Origin of the sequence: Pseudomonas sp. GCM10022186, assembly GCF_042656385.1 — a bacterium.
Lineage (GTDB): Bacteria > Pseudomonadota > Gammaproteobacteria > Pseudomonadales > Pseudomonadaceae > Metapseudomonas.
On the sequence record NZ_JBHSOU010000001.1, the window covers coordinates 1 to 14329 of the forward strand.

Consider the following 14329-nt stretch of genomic DNA (forward strand, 5'->3'; position numbering starts at 1 on the left):
GGGGGCCGGGGGAGAGGGAGGTGTCAGACTGGTGCGGAGACCTGAAAGCCCCGTACTAGAGACTTCTATTCGGTCCTGCAACAGCTAATGCAGACATAGCCAATGAATTCGCCCCTACAGAGTTGAACGCCCCGCGAAAGGCTTTTCCCCGCCGCAGTTGGTATCCTTAGCCGCCTAACTATCCCGCGCCAAGGTTCGCCAATGCTCGCCGTCGTCCAGCAGACCCTCAGCATCACCGCGCCGGTGTTCTCCATGCTGTTCGTTGGCGTGGCCCTCAAGCGCCTGGGCTGGATAGACGCGGCCTTCATCAACACGGCATCGAGCCTGGTGTTCAAGGGCACCATGCCCACCCTGCTGTTCCTCGGCATCGTCCAGGCGGACCTGCGCACGGCCCTGCAGCCGGCGCTGATCGGCTACTTCGTGGCGGCGACCCTGGTGTGCTTCCTGATCGGCTGGGGCTGGGCCATCCTGCGCTGCCCGGTGGCGGACCGCGGCATCTACGCCCAGGGCGCCTTCCGCGGCAACAACGGCATCGTCGGCCTGGCGCTGGCCACCAGCATGTATGGCGACTACGGCCTGTCGGTGGGCGGCATTCTCGGCGGGGTGGTGATCCTCAGCTACAACACCCTCTCGGCCATCGTCCTGGCGATCTACAGCCCGGATGCCAAGAGCGATCCCCTGAGCCTGGCCAAGAGCATCTTCAGCAACCCGCTGATCATCGGCGTGCTGGCCGCCATTCCGTTCGCCTATTGGCAGTTGCCTCTGCCCGCCTGGCTGATCACCTCGGGGGAGTACTTCGCCCAGATGACCCTGCCGCTGGCGCTGATCTGCATCGGCGGCACCCTGTCCCTGGCGTCCTTGCGTTCCAGCGGCAGGGTCGCCATCAGCGCCAGTCTGATGAAGATGGTCTGGCTGCCGATCCTGGCCACCTTCGGCGCCTGGCTTTGCGGTTTCCGCAATGCCGAGCTGGCGATCCTCTTCCTTTATTTCGGCAGCCCGACCGCCGCGGCGAGCTTCGTGATGGCCCGCGCGGTGAACGGCAACCACGAACTGGCCGCGGCGATCATCGTGATCACCACCCTGGCGGCGGTGGTGACCACCAACATCGGGCTGTTCTTCCTGCAGTGGGCGGGGCTGATCTGAGGGGCCCGGGTGGGGCACCCTGGTGGATCGATGAAGCGTGATCCACCCTACGGGGCCGCTGCGCAGCCCTTCGCGAATGAATTCGCCCCCGCATCCCGTTTTTCGTCCAGCCTCCAGCCTTCAGCGCTCTTGTCGGCTTTTCCTACAGTGCGTAGGGTGGATGTCGCCTTTTACATCCACCAACAAGGCCAAGCCCGGCACCGACGGTGGATTGGCAAATACGAGGTATGGTTCTTCAGGCCTTCTGGTAGTCGTCGATGACTTCCTGGGCGGCGCGGAAGGCGTCGATGGCGGCGGGGACGCCGGCGTAGACGGCGCAGTGCAGCAGGGCTTCGCGGATTTCCTCCACCGTGCAGCCGTTGTTCAGTGCTCCGCGCACGTGGCCTTTCAGCTCCTGCGGGCACTTCAGGGCGGTGAGGGCGGCCAGGGTGATCAGGCTGCGGGTCTTGCGCGGCAGGCCCTCGCGATTCCACACGCCGCCCCAGGCGTGCTCGTTGACGAAGTCCTGCAGCGGCTGGGTGAATTCGGTGGCATTGCCCAGGGCGCGGTCGACGAAGGCGTCGCCCATGACTTCGCGGCGCACCTGCAGGCCGGATTTGCGTTCTTCGCTCATCGTGATTCTCCAGTCAGTCGATCGATTCCACCCGCACCGGGGCGACACCGGCGCGCAGCATGCCGAGCCGCTCGGCGGCCCCGCGCGACAGGTCGATGATGCGGCCGCGGGTATGGGGGCCGCGGTCGTTGATGCGTACCACCACCGTGCGGTCGTTGTTCAGGTTGGTCACCTTCACCCGGGTGCCGAAGGGGAGGGTGCGGTGGGCGGCGGTCAGGGCATGCTGGTTGAAGCGCTCGCCGCTGGCGGTGCGCCGGCCATGGTGTTTGGCGCCGTAATAGGACGCCTTGCCTTCGGCGCGATAGTCGTGGCCGGTTTCGCCACTGCCGCCACCGAACGGACTGGTGCTGCAGCCGGCCAGGAACAGGGCCAGCAGCGGGAGCCAGAACAGGGATCGAAGCATGTCGGGGGTCTCGGACAAGAAAACGCCGGGCAAGCCCGGCGTCGTCAATGGGTGCTTCAGCTTTCGAGCTTCTTCTTGAGCAATTCGTTCACCTGGCCGGGGTTGGCCTTGCCCTTGGAAGCCTTCATCGCCTGGCCGACGAAGAAGCCGAACATCTTGGCGCGCTTGGCTTCGTCGCTGGCGCGGTACTGTTCGACCTGGGCGGCGTTGGCGGCCAGCACTTCGTCGAGCATGGCGTCGATGGCGCCGGTGTCGGTAACCTGCTTCAAGCCCTTCTTCTCGATGATCTCGTCGGCGGAGCCTTCACCGGCGGCCATGGCTTCGAAGACCATCTTGGCGATCTTGCCGGAGATGGTGTTGTCCTTGATGCGCAGGATCATGCCGCCCAGCTGCTCGGCGGAAACCGGCGACTGCTCGATTTCCAGGCCCTCCTTGTTGAGCAGGCTGGACAGTTCGACCATCACCCAGTTGGCGGCCAGCTTGGCGTCGCCGCAGACCTTGTTCACGGCCTCGAAGTAGTCGGCCATCTCGCGGCTGGCGGAGAGCACGCTGGCGTCATAGGCGGACAGGCCGAATTCGCTCTGGAAGCGCTCGCGCTTCTGGGGCGGCAGTTCCGGCAGGCTGGCGCGCACCTCGTCGAGGAAGCTCTGCTCGATCACCACCGGCAGCAGGTCGGGGCAGGGGAAGTAACGGTAGTCGTTGGCTTCTTCCTTGCCGCGCATGGAGCGGGTCTCGTCCTTGTTCGGGTCGTACAGGCGGGTTTCCTGGACCACCTTGCCACCGTCTTCGATCAGCTCGATCTGGCGCTGGATCTCGTGGTTGATCGCCTTCTCGATAAAGCGGAAGGAGTTGACGTTCTTGATCTCGGCGCGGGTGCCGAACTCGGCCTGGCCCTTTGGGCGGACCGAGACGTTGCAGTCGCAGCGCAGCGAGCCTTCGGCCATGTTGCCGTCGCAGATCCCCAGGTAACGGACGAGCGCATGAATGGCCTTGACGTAGGCCACCGCTTCCTTGGCGCTGCGGATGTCCGGCTCGGAGACGATTTCCAGCAGGGGCGTGCCGGCACGGTTCAGGTCGATGCCGCTCATGCCGTGGAAGTCTTCGTGCAGGCTCTTGCCGGCGTCCTCTTCCAGGTGCGCGCGGGTGATGCCGATGCGCTTGACGGTGCCGTCTTCAAGGGTGATGTCCAGGTGGCCCTTGCCGACGATCGGCTTCTCGTACTGGCTGGTCTGGTAGCCCTTGGGCAGGTCCGGGTAGAAGTAGTTCTTGCGGGCGAAGACGTTCTTGTCGGCGATCTCGGCGTCGATGGCCAGGCCGAACTTGCAGGCCATGCGCACGGCTTCCTCGTTCAGCACCGGCAGGGTGCCGGGCATGCCGAGGTCGACCAGGCTGGCCTGGGTGTTGGGCTCGGCGCCGAAGGTGGTGGCGCTGCCGGAGAAGATCTTCGATTGGGTGCTGAGCTGTGCGTGGATTTCCAGCCCGATGACGGTTTCCCATTGCATTGCGGTGTTCCTCAATCCTGCTGAGCCTGAGTCGTCCCTCTCCCGGCCCTTCGGGCCACCCTCTCCCTGAAGGGAGAGGGGAAAAGGACACATGGCGTTGCCATGGCTTAAAAGCCTGCCGGGGCGCGTTTGTGCCAGTCGGTCGCCTGCTGGTACTGGTGGGCGACGTTGAGCAGGCGGCTTTCCTGGAAGTATGGCGCCAGCAGTTGCACGCCGACCGGCAGGCCATCGACGAAGCCGGCGGGCATGGAAAGGCCCGGCAGGCCCGCCAGGTTGGCGGTGATGGTGTAGATGTCTTCCAGGTACTGGGCGACCGGGTCGTTGTTCTTCTCGCCGAGCTTCCAGGCCGGGTTGGGCGTGGTCGGGCCGAGGATCACGTCCACTTCGCCGAAGGCGGCCACGAAGTCGTTCTTGATCAGGCGGCGGATCTTCTGCGCCTTGAGGTAGTAGGCGTCGTAGTAGCCGGCGGACAGGGCATAGGTGCCGACCATGATGCGGCGCTTCACCTCGGCGCCGAAGCCTTCGGCGCGGGAGCGCTTGTAGAGGTCTTCCAGATTCTGCGGGTTCTCGCAGCGGTAGCCGAAGCGTACACCGTCGAAACGCGACAGGTTGGAGGAAGCTTCCGCCGGGGCGATCACGTAGTAGGCGGGAATCGCGTGCTGCATGTTCGGCAGGCTGACTTCCTTGACGGTCGCGCCGAGCTTCTTCAGTTCCTCGACCACGGCCAGCACGGCGTCGGCGATGCGGCTGTCCAGGCCGGCGCCGAAGTATTCCTTCGGCAGGCCGATGCGCAGGCCGGCCAGCGGCTGGTTCAGGTTGGCCAGGTAGTCGTCCACGGGCACGTCGACGCTGGTGGAGTCCTTCGGGTCGAAGCCGGCGATGGCGCCCAGCATCAGTGCGCAGTCCTCGGCGGTGCGGGCCAGCGGGCCGCCCTGGTCGAGGCTGGAGGCGTAGGCGATCATGCCCCAGCGGGACACCCGGCCGTAGGTGGGCTTGATGCCGGTGAGGTTGGTGAAGGCGGCCGGCTGGCGGATCGAGCCGCCGGTGTCGGTGCCGGTGGCGGCGGGCACCAGGCGCGCGGCGACGGCCGCGGCGGAACCGCCGGAGGAACCGCCGGGCACGCGGTCCAGGGCCCAGGGGTTCTTCACCGGGCCGTAGTGGCTGGATTCGTTGGAGGAGCCCATGGCGAACTCGTCCATGTTCAGCTTGCCGAGGCTGACCGCGCCGGCAGCCTTGAGGCGGGCGACCACGGTGGCGTCGTAGGGGGCCTTGAAGCCGTCGAGGATCTTCGAGGCGCAGCTGGTCAGCACGCCTTCGGTGCAGAACAGGTCCTTGTGGGCGATGGGCGCGCCGAGCAGGGCGCCTTGCTCACCGGCGGCGCGCCGTGCGTCGGCTGCCCGGGCTTGTTCGATGGCCGGTTCGTCGGTGATGCTGATGAAGGCGTTCAATTGCGGATCGAGCTGGTGGATGCGTGCCAGCAGGGTGCGGGTCAGCTCTTCGGCGGAGAATTCCTTGGCGGCCAGGCCGCGGGCGATCTCGGCGAGGGTCAGTTGATGCATGGGAAACCCTTTCCTTATTCGATGACTTTGGGCACGAGGTACAGGCCGTTCTCGACGGCCGGCGCGATGGCCTGGTAGGCGTCGCGGCGGTTTTCCTCGGAGACGCGATCGGCGCGCAGGCGCTGGGTGGCATCCAGCGGGTGGGCCATGGGCTCGATGCCGTCGGTGTCAACGGCCTGCATGGCGTCGATCAGGCCGAGGATGTTGTTGAGGGTCTCGGTAGTACGCGGGATATCGGCCTCGTTCAGCCCCAGTCGGGCGAGATGGGCGATTTTTTCCACGTCGGAGCGTTCAAGCGCCATCGGGGGGATCTCCAACTAGAAGCGGCCTGCGTGGGCAGTCGACCGTGCGGGAACCCGGCGGGGAACGGTGCTGCGAACGGGCGGTCAAAGGCCGCGATGATGGGCCTTGACGGCCCGGAAAAACAGGCAATTTAACATATCGGCGCCTTGCCCAAAATCCCCGTCATTGTTAGAGTTTGCCGCACTTTTTTACCCACGCGTTGCCTAGGGTCCCTCTCCCATGTTCAAGAAACTGCGTGGCATGTTTTCCAGCGATCTGTCAATCGACCTGGGCACTGCCAATACCCTTATTTACGTGCGCGAGCGCGGTATCGTCCTCAACGAGCCCTCCGTGGTCGCCATTCGTAACCACGGCAACCAGAAGAGCGTGGTGGCCGTGGGTACCGATGCCAAGCGCATGCTGGGCCGTACTCCAGGCAACATTTCCGCCATCCGTCCGATGAAGGATGGTGTGATCGCCGATTTCAGCGTCTGCGAGAAGATGCTGCAGTACTTCATCAACAAGGTGCACGAGAACAGCTTCCTGCAGCCGAGCCCGCGCGTGCTGATCTGCGTGCCCTGCAAGTCCACCCAGGTGGAACGCCGTGCCATCCGCGAATCCGCACTTGGCGCCGGCGCCCGTGAAGTGTTCCTGATCGAAGAACCCATGGCTGCCGCCATCGGCGCCGGCCTGCCGGTGGAAGAGGCCCGCGGTTCCATGGTCGTGGACATCGGCGGTGGCACCACCGAGATCGCCCTGATTTCCCTGAACGGCGTGGTCTACGCCGAATCCGTGCGTGTTGGCGGCGACCGCTTCGACGAGTCCATCGTCACCTACGTGCGCCGCAACTACGGCAGCCTGATCGGCGAATCCACCGCCGAGCGCATCAAGCAGGAAATCGGCACCGCCTATCCGGGCGGCGACGTCCGCGAGATCGATGTCCGTGGCCGCAACCTGGCCGAAGGCGTGCCGCGCAGCTTCACCCTGAACTCCAACGAAGTGCTGGAAGCCCTGCAGGAGTCCCTGGCGACCATCGTCCAGGCGGTGAAGAGCGCCCTGGAGCAGTCCCCGCCGGAACTGGCCTCCGACATCGCCGAGCGCGGCCTGGTGCTGACCGGTGGTGGCGCGCTGCTGCGCGATCTGGACAAGCTGCTGGCCCAGGAAACCGGCCTGCCGGTGATAGTCGCCGAAGATCCCCTGACCTGTGTCGCCCGTGGCGGCGGCCGTGCCCTGGAGATGATGGACCGTCACGCGATGGATCTGCTCTCCACCGAGTGAGGTTGGAGAGCGTCGCAGCCATAGGAGCGGGCCATCAAGCCGCTATTCACCAAGGGACCTTCGCTCGGCGTGCGCATGCTGGTGTTCGCCGTGCTCTCGGCTGCGCTGATGGTGGTCGATGCCCGTTTCGACACCTTGAAGCCCATGCGCAGCCAGATGGGCCTGGTCCTCACGCCCTTCTACTGGCTGGCTGACCTGCCGGTGCGCGTCTGGGACGGGGTCAGCGACCAGTTCACCAGCCGCAGCACCCTGATCGCCGAGAACGAGAAGCTCAAGGCCGAAGCCCTGCTGATGCAGCGCCGCCTGCAGAAGCTGGCGACGCTGACGGAGCAGAACGTGCGCCTGCGCGAACTGCTCAACTCCGCTGCCCTGGTGGACGAGAAGGTGCTGGTGGGCGAGCTGATCGGCGTCGATCCCAACCCCTTCACCCACCGCATCCTGATCGACAAGGGCGAGAAGGACGGCGTGTTCATGGGGCAGCCGGTGCTGGATGCCCGCGGCCTGATGGGCCAGGTGGTGGAGGTGATGCCTTATACCGCCCGGGTCCTGCTGCTGACCGATACCACCCACAGCATCCCGGTGCAGGTGAACCGCAACGGCCTGCGCGCCATCGCCAGCGGCACCGGCAACCCGGAGCGCCTCGAGCTGCGCCACGTGGCCGACACCGCCGACATCAAGGAAGGCGACCTGCTGGTCAGCTCCGGCATGGGCCAGCGCTTCCCGGCCGGTTACCCGGTGGCGACGGTCAAGGAAGTCATTCACGACTCCGGCCAGCCGTTCGCCATCGTCCGCGCCGTGCCCACCGCCGCGCTGAACCGCAGCCGTTACATGTTGCTGGTGTTCACCGACTCCCGCAGTCCCGAAGAACGCGCCAACGACGCCGCCAAGGCCCAGGAAGCCGCCGACCGTGAAGCCGCGGCGCAGCCCCAGGGCAGCGTGCCGGCCGCCGCCGGCCAGGCCGTGCCCGCCGCCAGCGCGCCGGCAGCTCCCGCCGTTCCGGCCAGCGCACCCGCGGCGCCCAACCAGGGTGCGCCCGCCAAGCCGCCGGCGGCGCAGAACAGCCAGGAGAACCACTGATGGTCGGCCAGCGCTCCAACAATGGCTGGGTCATCTGGCTCAGCCTGATCCTGGCCCTGGTGCTCAGCGTCGGGCCGGTGCCCAGCTTCATGGAAATCGGTCGGCCGCTCTGGCTGGCGCTGTTCCTCACTTACTGGACTCTTGCGCTGCCGCACCGGGTCGGCATGACCACGGCCTGGGTCCTGGGCCTGGCGGAAGATGTGCTCTACGGCAGCCTCCTCGGCCAGAACGCACTGATTCTCGCCCTGATCACCTTCCTGGTGCTGACCCTGCACCAGCGCCTGCGCATGTTTCCCATGTGGCAGCAGTGCCTGGTGCTGCTCGTGGTTTTCGGCCTGGCCCAGCTGGTGCAGCTGTGGCTCAATGCCCTCACCGGTAATCGTCCCCCGACCCTGGTCTTCCTGCTGCCCGCGCTGGTCAGCGCGCTGCTCTGGCCCTGGGTATACGCCGCCCTGCGCGGCACGAGTCGCCGCCTCAACGTCAACTGATCGGCTTGCGGCCATGTCGCAAGCCTCTGTCTTCGACAGGGAGAAGTCCGCATGGCCACGCTGTACCTGGCTTCGGGGTCGCCGCGCCGGCGCGAACTGCTGGCGCAGATCGGCGTTCCCCATGTCACCCTGATCACCTCCGTCGACGAAACCACCCAGCCGGGTGAATCCGCCTATGCCTATGTCGAGCGCCTGGCCCGGGAGAAAGCCCTGGCGGGTCTCGCCTCCCTGGCCGAGCCGAGCGATGCCTGCGTGCTGGGTGCCGATACCGCTGTGGTACTGGATGGCCGTATCCTCGGCAAACCGCTCGATCGTGATGACGCCCTGGCGACCCTGGCGCTGCTGTCCGGTCGCGAGCACGAGGTGCTCAGCGCCGTTGCGCTGGCCGATGACTCGCGCTGCGAGGCCAGGGTGGTCGCCAGCCGGGTGCGCTTTCGCGACATTGCCCGGCCCGAACTGGAAGCCTACTGGGCCAGCGGCGAGCCCGTGGACAAGGCGGGCAGCTACGCTATCCAGGGATTGGGGGCGGTATTCGTCAGTCGGGTGGAGGGCAGTTATTCAGCGGTAGTGGGATTGCCGCTGCTGGAAACGGCGGAGTTGCTCGCCGGGTTCGGCATTCCTTGTTGGCAGCACCTGGGATAGGTCAACGGCATGAGCGAAGAGATTCTGATCAATATCACGCCGATGGAATCGCGCGTGGCGGTAGTCGAGAACGGTGTGCTGCAAGAGGTGCATGTCGAGCGCACGCAACGCCGCGGCATAGTCGGCAATATCTACAAGGGCAAGGTGGTGCGGGTACTGCCGGGCATGCAGGCGGCCTTCGTCGACATCGGCCTGGACCGCGCGGCCTTCATCCATGCCTCGGAAATCAGCACCCGCGAAGGCAGCGCGGTGGAAAGCATCAGCGCCCTGGTGCACGAGGGCCAGAGCCTGGTGGTGCAGGTCACCAAGGACCCCATCGGCAGCAAGGGCGCGCGCCTGACTACCCAGCTGTCGATCCCTTCGCGCTATCTGGTGTACATGCCGCGCACCAGCCATGTGGGGATTTCCCTGAAGATCGAGGACGAAGCCGAGCGCGAGCGCCTCAAGCAGGTGGTGGCCGACTGCATCGCCGCCGAAGGCATCGAGGAAGCCGGCGGCTTCATCCTGCGCACCGCCGCCGACGGCGCCCGCGCCGACGAGATCCTGGTGGACATCCGCTACCTGCGCCGGCTCTGGGAGCAGATTTCCGCGCAGATGCAGACCGCACCGGCACCCTCGGTCATCTACGAAGACCTCAGCCTGGCCCTGCGCACCCTGCGCGACCTGGTCAACCCGCGCATCGAGAAGATCCGCATCGACTCCCGGGAGACCTTCCAGAAGGTCACCCAGTTCGTCGACGAGCTGATGCCGGAAATCGCCGACCGCCTGGAGCACTACCCCGGCGAGCGGCCAATCTTCGATCTGTACGGCGTCGAAGACGAGATCCAGAAGGCCCTGGAGCGCAAGGTGCTGTTGAAATCCGGCGGCTACCTGATCATCGATCCCACCGAGGCGATGACCACCATCGACGTCAACACCGGCGCCTTCGTCGGCCACCGCACCCTCGAAGAGACCATCTTCAAGACCAACCTCGAGGCGGCCACCGCCATCGCCCGCCAGCTGCGCCTGCGCAACCTGGGCGGGATCATCATCATCGACTTCATCGACATGGAAGATGAAGAGCACCAGCGCCAGGTGCTGCGGACCCTGGAGAAGCAGCTGGAGCGCGACCACGCCAAGACCAACATCATCGGCATCACCGAGCTCGGCCTGGTGCAGATGACCCGCAAGCGCACCCGCGAAAGCCTGATCCAGGTGCTCTGCGAACCCTGTTCCTGCTGCCAGGGACGCGGCCTGCTGAAGACCGCGGAAACCATCTGCTACGAGATCTTCCGGGAAATCCTCCGTGAGGCCCGCGCCTACCAGGCCGAAGGCTACCTGGTGCTGGCCAACCAGAAGGTAGTGGACCGCCTGCTGGACGAAGAATCTGGGAACGTCGCCGATCTGGAGGCTTTCATCGGGCGCCCCATCAAGTTCCAGGTGGAAACCATGTATTCCCAGGAACAGTACGATGTGGTCCTGCTCTGAGGCGCTGGGCTGAGTGGACTCCTTCGCCCGTGGATTGATGCGCGCCCTGCGCTGGTTGCTGGGGCTCTGCGCCCTGTTTCTGGTGCTGGCGGCACTCTATGTCAGCCTGGGCCGCGAGCTGGTGCCGCTGGTGGCGGAATACCGTGCGGAGCTGGAGGCCAAGGCATCCGCCGCGCTGGGACGGCCGCTCCGGGTCGGCAGCCTGGAGGGCCGCTGGTACGAAATGGCGCCGCTGCTGATCGCCCACGATGTCCAGTTGGGGGAGAGCGAAGGCGCCTTGCGCCTGGCACAGATCCGTGTGGTGCCCGACATGCTCGGCAGCCTGCTGGCCTGGCAGCCGCGCATCGCCCGCCTGGAGCTGGACGGCATCCAGCTCGCCCTGCGCCAGGACGAGGCGGGCAAATGGAGCCTGGAAGGCTTCGTCGCCAACGCCGACAAGCCGCTTCCCGGTCCGCGCCAGGTGCGCGAGCTGCTGCAGCGGATCGGCCATGTCTCGGTGCTCGACAGCCGGGTCACCCTCGAGCCTCACGGCCGCGATCCCGTCGATCTCAGCCAGGTCAACCTCGGCCTGCGGGCCAGCGGCAGCCGCCAGCGCCTCGATGGCCGTCTCGACCTGCCTGACGGGCAGCCCCTCGCCCTGCGCCTGCGGACCCGGATGGACAGCGAGACCTGGTTGCAGGGCGACGCCGAACTCTACCTGAGCCTGCCGCAGAGCGACTGGGCGCGCTGGGTGCCGGCGAACCTGACCCGCGACTGGCAGCTGCAGCGCCTGCAGGCCGGCGGCGAGGCCTGGCTGGAATGGGTCAAGGGCGGCCTGCAGCGCGCGGTGCTCCGGCTGCATGTGCCCGAGGCCGTTGGCGCCTATGCCCAGCGCGAGCCCGTCACGCTGAACAACCTGGGGCTGAATGCCTATTTCAGCCGTACCGCAGAGGGCTACCAGGTGCTGCTGGATTCCCTGGCGGCGAACATCGGCAAGCAGCGCTGGGGCGAGGCTCATATCCGCATCGACCAGAAGGCCGGCGAGCAGCCGGAGTGGCGGCTCAGCGCCGATCGCCTGGACCTGGGCCCCCTGTTGCCGGTCGTCGATGCGCTGGTACCGCTGCCCGAGCAGGCCGCGGCAGCCCTGGCCGGGCTCAAGCCCCGCGGCGCCTTGCGCAATCTGAGCCTGTTCTATCGGCCGCGGCAGCAGGGCGCCAGGCGCCTGGAGTTCAGCAGCAACCTGGACGGCGTCGGTTTCGACGCCTATCACGGCGCGCCGGCCGCGGAAAACGTCAGCGGCAGCCTGGTGGGCGATCTCCAGCGGGGCGAGCTGCGCCTGGATGCGGATGACTTCATGCTGCATCTGGACCATCTCTTTCCCAAGCCCTGGCGCTACCGGGAAGCCCGCGCGCGGCTGACCTGGACCCTTGACGACAGCGCCATCACCCTGGCCAGCCCCTACATGCGCCTCGCCGGCGAGGAGGGCGACATCGCCGGCGACATGCTGATCCGCCTGATGCGCGACCCCGCGGCCGAGGACTACATGGACCTGCGCGTCGGCCTGCGCGACGGCGACGCCCGCTACACCGAGAAATACCTGCCGACCCGCTCGCCCGGGCTCAACCCGGCCCTGGCCAAGTGGCTCAAGGAGGCCATCAAGGGCGGGGCGGTGGATGAAGGCTATTTCCAGTACCAGGGTTCCCTGGCGCGAGGTGCCGAACCGGCGGCGCGCTCCCTCAGCCTGTTCTTCAAGGTGCACGACGCCGAATTGGCCTACCAGCCGGGCTGGCCGCTACTGCGCGAGGCCCGTGGCGATGTGTTCATCGAGGACACCGGTGTGCGGGTCAAGGTGCCGGATGGCCGGATCCTCGACAGCCGGGTGAGCGATGCCGAGGCCGAGGTGCCTCATGTGGAACCGGGCGAGGTGCCGCGGCTGCAGCTGGACGCCAAGCTGGACAGCAGTTTCACCGATGGCCTGAAAATTCTCCAGGAAGCCCCCATGGGCACCGCCGATATCTTCGCCGGCTGGAAGGGGCAGGGCAGCCTGGACGGCAGCCTGAAGCTCGATATCCCGCTGGAGAAGGGGCATCCGCCCCATGTCGTGGTGGATCTGGCCACCAGCGGTGCGCAACTGAAGATCGCCCGTCCGGAGCTGTCCTTCACCCAGCTCAAGGGGGCTTTCCGCTATGACACCGCCACCGGCCTCAGCTCCCGGGACATCCGTGGCCAGGTCTTCGGCCGCGAAGTTCGGGCCAGGGCCCAGGCCGAAGGCCGTGATGGCAAGGCCCGCTCGCGGATCCTGGCCAACGGCAGCATCACCCTCCAGGACCTCACCGCCTGGCTCGGGGTCACCCAGCCGTTGCCGGCCTCGGGGACGCTGCCCTACAGCCTGAACCTGAGCCTGGAAGGCAAGGACAGCCAACTGCGCATCGATTCCAACCTCAACGGCCTGGCCATCGACCTGCCAGCACCCTTCGGCAAGGCCCGGGACCAGTCCCGCGATACCAGTTGGCACATGACCCTGGATGGCGATGAACGGCGGTACTGGCTGGTCTATGACAAGCTGGCCAGCCTGGCCCTGGCGGCGCCCGTGGGCAAGCTGGAGGAGGCACGTGGCGATCTGGTGCTGGGGGGCGGTGCGGCCAGCCTGCCGGACGCCAAGGGCCTGCGCGTGCGCGGCCGGGTCGAAGAACTGGATACCGCGCCCTGGATGGAGCTGGCCAGGCAGTACATGCCCAAGGGGGGCGCCGAGAAAGCCAGGCTGCTGCGCAGCGCCAATCTGGAGATCGGCCGCTTCAAGGGCTATGGGTTGAGCCTGGAGAACCTCAAGGCCAGCCTGGAGCGCACCTCCGGCGGTTGGAATCTCGGCCTGGATAGCGCGCTGCTCCAGGGCAGCGTGGTGATGGCGGACGCCAGGGACGTGCCCATCGCCATCCGCATGAAGCAGGTTCGCCTGCCCAAACCACCGGAAAACGAGGCTGAGGCCGACGCCAAGCCCGACCCGCTGGCCGCGGTCGACCCGCGCCAGGTACCGGCGCTGGATGTGCGCATCGATCAGGTGGTGCTGGGCGACTCGCCCCTGGGCGCCTGGTCGTTCAAGGCTCGTCCCGATGCCAGGGGGGTGGTCTTCAGCGACCTGGACCTCAACCTCAGGGGGTTGAAGGTCGGCGGGCGGGCCGGCTGGGAAGGCGAGGCCGGGAACAGCAGCTCATGGTACAAGGGGCGCCTGGAAGGCAAGAACCTGGCGGATGTGCTCAAGGCCTGGAACTTCGCGCCGACGGCCACCAGCGAACGCTTCCGCATGGATGTGGATGGCCGCTGGCCCGGCTCGCCGGCCTGGGTCAGCCTCAAACGCTACTCCGGTTCGCTGGACGCCAGCCTGCACAAGGGCCAGTTCGTCGAGGTGGAGGGTGGCGCCCAGGCCTTGCGGGTGTTCGGCCTGCTCAATTTCAACTCCATCGGCAGGCGCCTGCGCCTGGATTTTTCCGACCTGCTCGGCAAGGGACTGGCCTATGACCGGGTCAAGGGCCTGCTGGTGGGCAGTGACGGGCGCTTCGTGACCCGTGAGCCGATCAAGCTCGAAGGGCCCTCCAGCGGTCTGGAGCTGGACGGTACCCTGGACCTGGCTGCGGACCGTATCGACGCCAAGCTGCTGGTGACCCTGCCGGTGACCAACAACCTGCCGCTGGCCGCCCTGATCGTCGGTGCTCCGGCCATCGGCGGCGCGCTGTTCGTGGTGGACAAGCTGCTGGGGGACAAGGTGGCGCGCTTCGCCAGTGTCCAGTACAAGGTCGAAGGCCCCTGGAAGAACCCGAAGATCACCTTCGACAAGCCTTTTGAAAAGCCTCGTTGAAGCCAGGTGCCGCAGCATGGGTTAGCATGCATCCCATGCCCCG

12 protein-coding genes are annotated in these 14329 nt (G+C 66.6%); 7 read left to right on the plus strand and 5 right to left on the minus strand.

All coding sequences use genetic code 11. From position 1 onward, the window contains the following. Nucleotides 1-201 precede the first annotated feature (201 nt). Entirely contained in the window at nucleotides 202-1143 is a 942-nt protein-coding gene (locus tag ACFPU0_RS00005; RefSeq protein WP_377690749.1) for an AEC family transporter, read from the plus strand. Between the two features lie 235 nt (nucleotides 1144-1378). On the opposite strand, the gene ACFPU0_RS00010 is transcribed toward ACFPU0_RS00005, so the two are convergent. The 5 genes from ACFPU0_RS00010 to gatC form a co-directional block, all read right to left on the minus strand. Then, on the minus strand, nucleotides 1379-1756 hold the full coding sequence (locus ACFPU0_RS00010; protein WP_120652919.1) for a carboxymuconolactone decarboxylase family protein: 378 nt from the start codon (nucleotides 1754-1756) through the stop codon (nucleotides 1379-1381). A 13-nt stretch (nucleotides 1757-1769) separates the two neighbouring features. Then, entirely contained in the window at nucleotides 1770-2159 is a 390-nt protein-coding gene (locus tag ACFPU0_RS00015; RefSeq protein WP_377690750.1) for a septal ring lytic transglycosylase RlpA family protein, read from the minus strand. A 56-nt stretch (nucleotides 2160-2215) separates the two neighbouring features. Beyond that, nucleotides 2216-3661 carry an Asp-tRNA(Asn)/Glu-tRNA(Gln) amidotransferase subunit GatB gene (gene gatB / locus ACFPU0_RS00020; protein ID WP_377690751.1) on the minus strand — a complete coding sequence of 482 codons (1446 nt, stop codon included), beginning with the start codon at nucleotides 3659-3661 and terminating at the stop codon, nucleotides 2216-2218. A gap of 107 nt (nucleotides 3662-3768) precedes the next feature. After that, a complete protein-coding gene (gene gatA, locus ACFPU0_RS00025; protein ID WP_377690752.1) occupies nucleotides 3769-5220 on the minus strand; it encodes an Asp-tRNA(Asn)/Glu-tRNA(Gln) amidotransferase subunit GatA in 1452 nt (483 codons plus the stop codon). A 14-nt stretch (nucleotides 5221-5234) separates the two neighbouring features. Continuing rightward, on the minus strand, nucleotides 5235-5522 hold the full coding sequence (gatC, locus tag ACFPU0_RS00030) for an Asp-tRNA(Asn)/Glu-tRNA(Gln) amidotransferase subunit GatC (RefSeq protein WP_377690753.1): 288 nt from the start codon (nucleotides 5520-5522) through the stop codon (nucleotides 5235-5237). Between the two features lie 220 nt (nucleotides 5523-5742). Here gatC and mreB point away from each other — a divergent pair, with 220 nt between their 5' ends. From mreB to ACFPU0_RS00060, 6 genes are read left to right on the plus strand one after another with little or no spacing between them, the layout of a single operon-like run. Further along, nucleotides 5743-6780, plus strand: coding sequence for a rod shape-determining protein MreB (mreB, locus tag ACFPU0_RS00035; RefSeq protein WP_377690754.1), 1038 nt, complete (start codon nucleotides 5743-5745; stop codon nucleotides 6778-6780). Between the two features lie 33 nt (nucleotides 6781-6813). Then, nucleotides 6814-7857 (plus strand): rod shape-determining protein MreC, encoded by a 1044-nt coding sequence (mreC, locus tag ACFPU0_RS00040; RefSeq protein ID WP_377690887.1) that lies wholly within the window; start codon nucleotides 6814-6816, stop codon nucleotides 7855-7857. Further along, entirely contained in the window at nucleotides 7857-8345 is a 489-nt protein-coding gene (gene mreD / locus ACFPU0_RS00045) for a rod shape-determining protein MreD (protein ID WP_377690755.1), read from the plus strand. The genes mreC and mreD overlap by 1 nt, the downstream gene beginning before the upstream one ends. Before the next feature lie 51 nt (nucleotides 8346-8396). After that, the gene (locus ACFPU0_RS00050) at nucleotides 8397-8987 is read left to right on the plus strand and encodes a Maf family protein (protein ID WP_377690756.1); all 591 of its coding nucleotides are present in this window, start codon (nucleotides 8397-8399) and stop codon (nucleotides 8985-8987) included. Nucleotides 8988-8996: 9 nt separating this feature from the next. Further along, nucleotides 8997-10454 (plus strand): ribonuclease G, encoded by a 1458-nt coding sequence (gene rng / locus ACFPU0_RS00055; protein ID WP_377690757.1) that lies wholly within the window; start codon nucleotides 8997-8999, stop codon nucleotides 10452-10454. Between the two features lie 13 nt (nucleotides 10455-10467). Beyond that, the gene (locus tag ACFPU0_RS00060; RefSeq protein ID WP_377690758.1) at nucleotides 10468-14286 is read left to right on the plus strand and encodes a YhdP family protein; all 3819 of its coding nucleotides are present in this window, start codon (nucleotides 10468-10470) and stop codon (nucleotides 14284-14286) included. The last annotated feature ends 43 nt before the right edge of the window (nucleotides 14287-14329 follow it).

What these genes read in the sequence shown, in the direction of transcription:
- ACFPU0_RS00015 (WP_377690750.1), bottom strand. Translation starts at nt 2,159, where the DNA reads ATGCTTCGATCCCTGTTCTGGCTCCCGCTGCTGGCCCTGTTCCTGGCC.
- rng (WP_377690757.1), top strand. Translation starts at nt 8,997, where the DNA reads ATGAGCGAAGAGATTCTGATCAATATCACGCCGATGGAATCGCGCGTG.
- gatC (WP_377690753.1), bottom strand. Translation starts at nt 5,522, where the DNA reads ATGGCGCTTGAACGCTCCGACGTGGAAAAAATCGCCCATCTCGCCCGA.
- mreD (WP_377690755.1), top strand. Translation starts at nt 7,857, where the DNA reads ATGGTCGGCCAGCGCTCCAACAATGGCTGGGTCATCTGGCTCAGCCTG.
- gatA (WP_377690752.1), bottom strand. Translation starts at nt 5,220, where the DNA reads ATGCATCAACTGACCCTCGCCGAGATCGCCCGCGGCCTGGCCGCCAAG.
- gatB (WP_377690751.1), bottom strand. Translation starts at nt 3,661, where the DNA reads ATGCAATGGGAAACCGTCATCGGGCTGGAAATCCACGCACAGCTCAGC.
- ACFPU0_RS00050 (WP_377690756.1), top strand. Translation starts at nt 8,397, where the DNA reads ATGGCCACGCTGTACCTGGCTTCGGGGTCGCCGCGCCGGCGCGAACTG.
- ACFPU0_RS00010 (WP_120652919.1), bottom strand. Translation starts at nt 1,756, where the DNA reads ATGAGCGAAGAACGCAAATCCGGCCTGCAGGTGCGCCGCGAAGTCATG.
- mreB (WP_377690754.1), top strand. Translation starts at nt 5,743, where the DNA reads ATGTTCAAGAAACTGCGTGGCATGTTTTCCAGCGATCTGTCAATCGAC.
- ACFPU0_RS00005 (WP_377690749.1), top strand. Translation starts at nt 202, where the DNA reads ATGCTCGCCGTCGTCCAGCAGACCCTCAGCATCACCGCGCCGGTGTTC.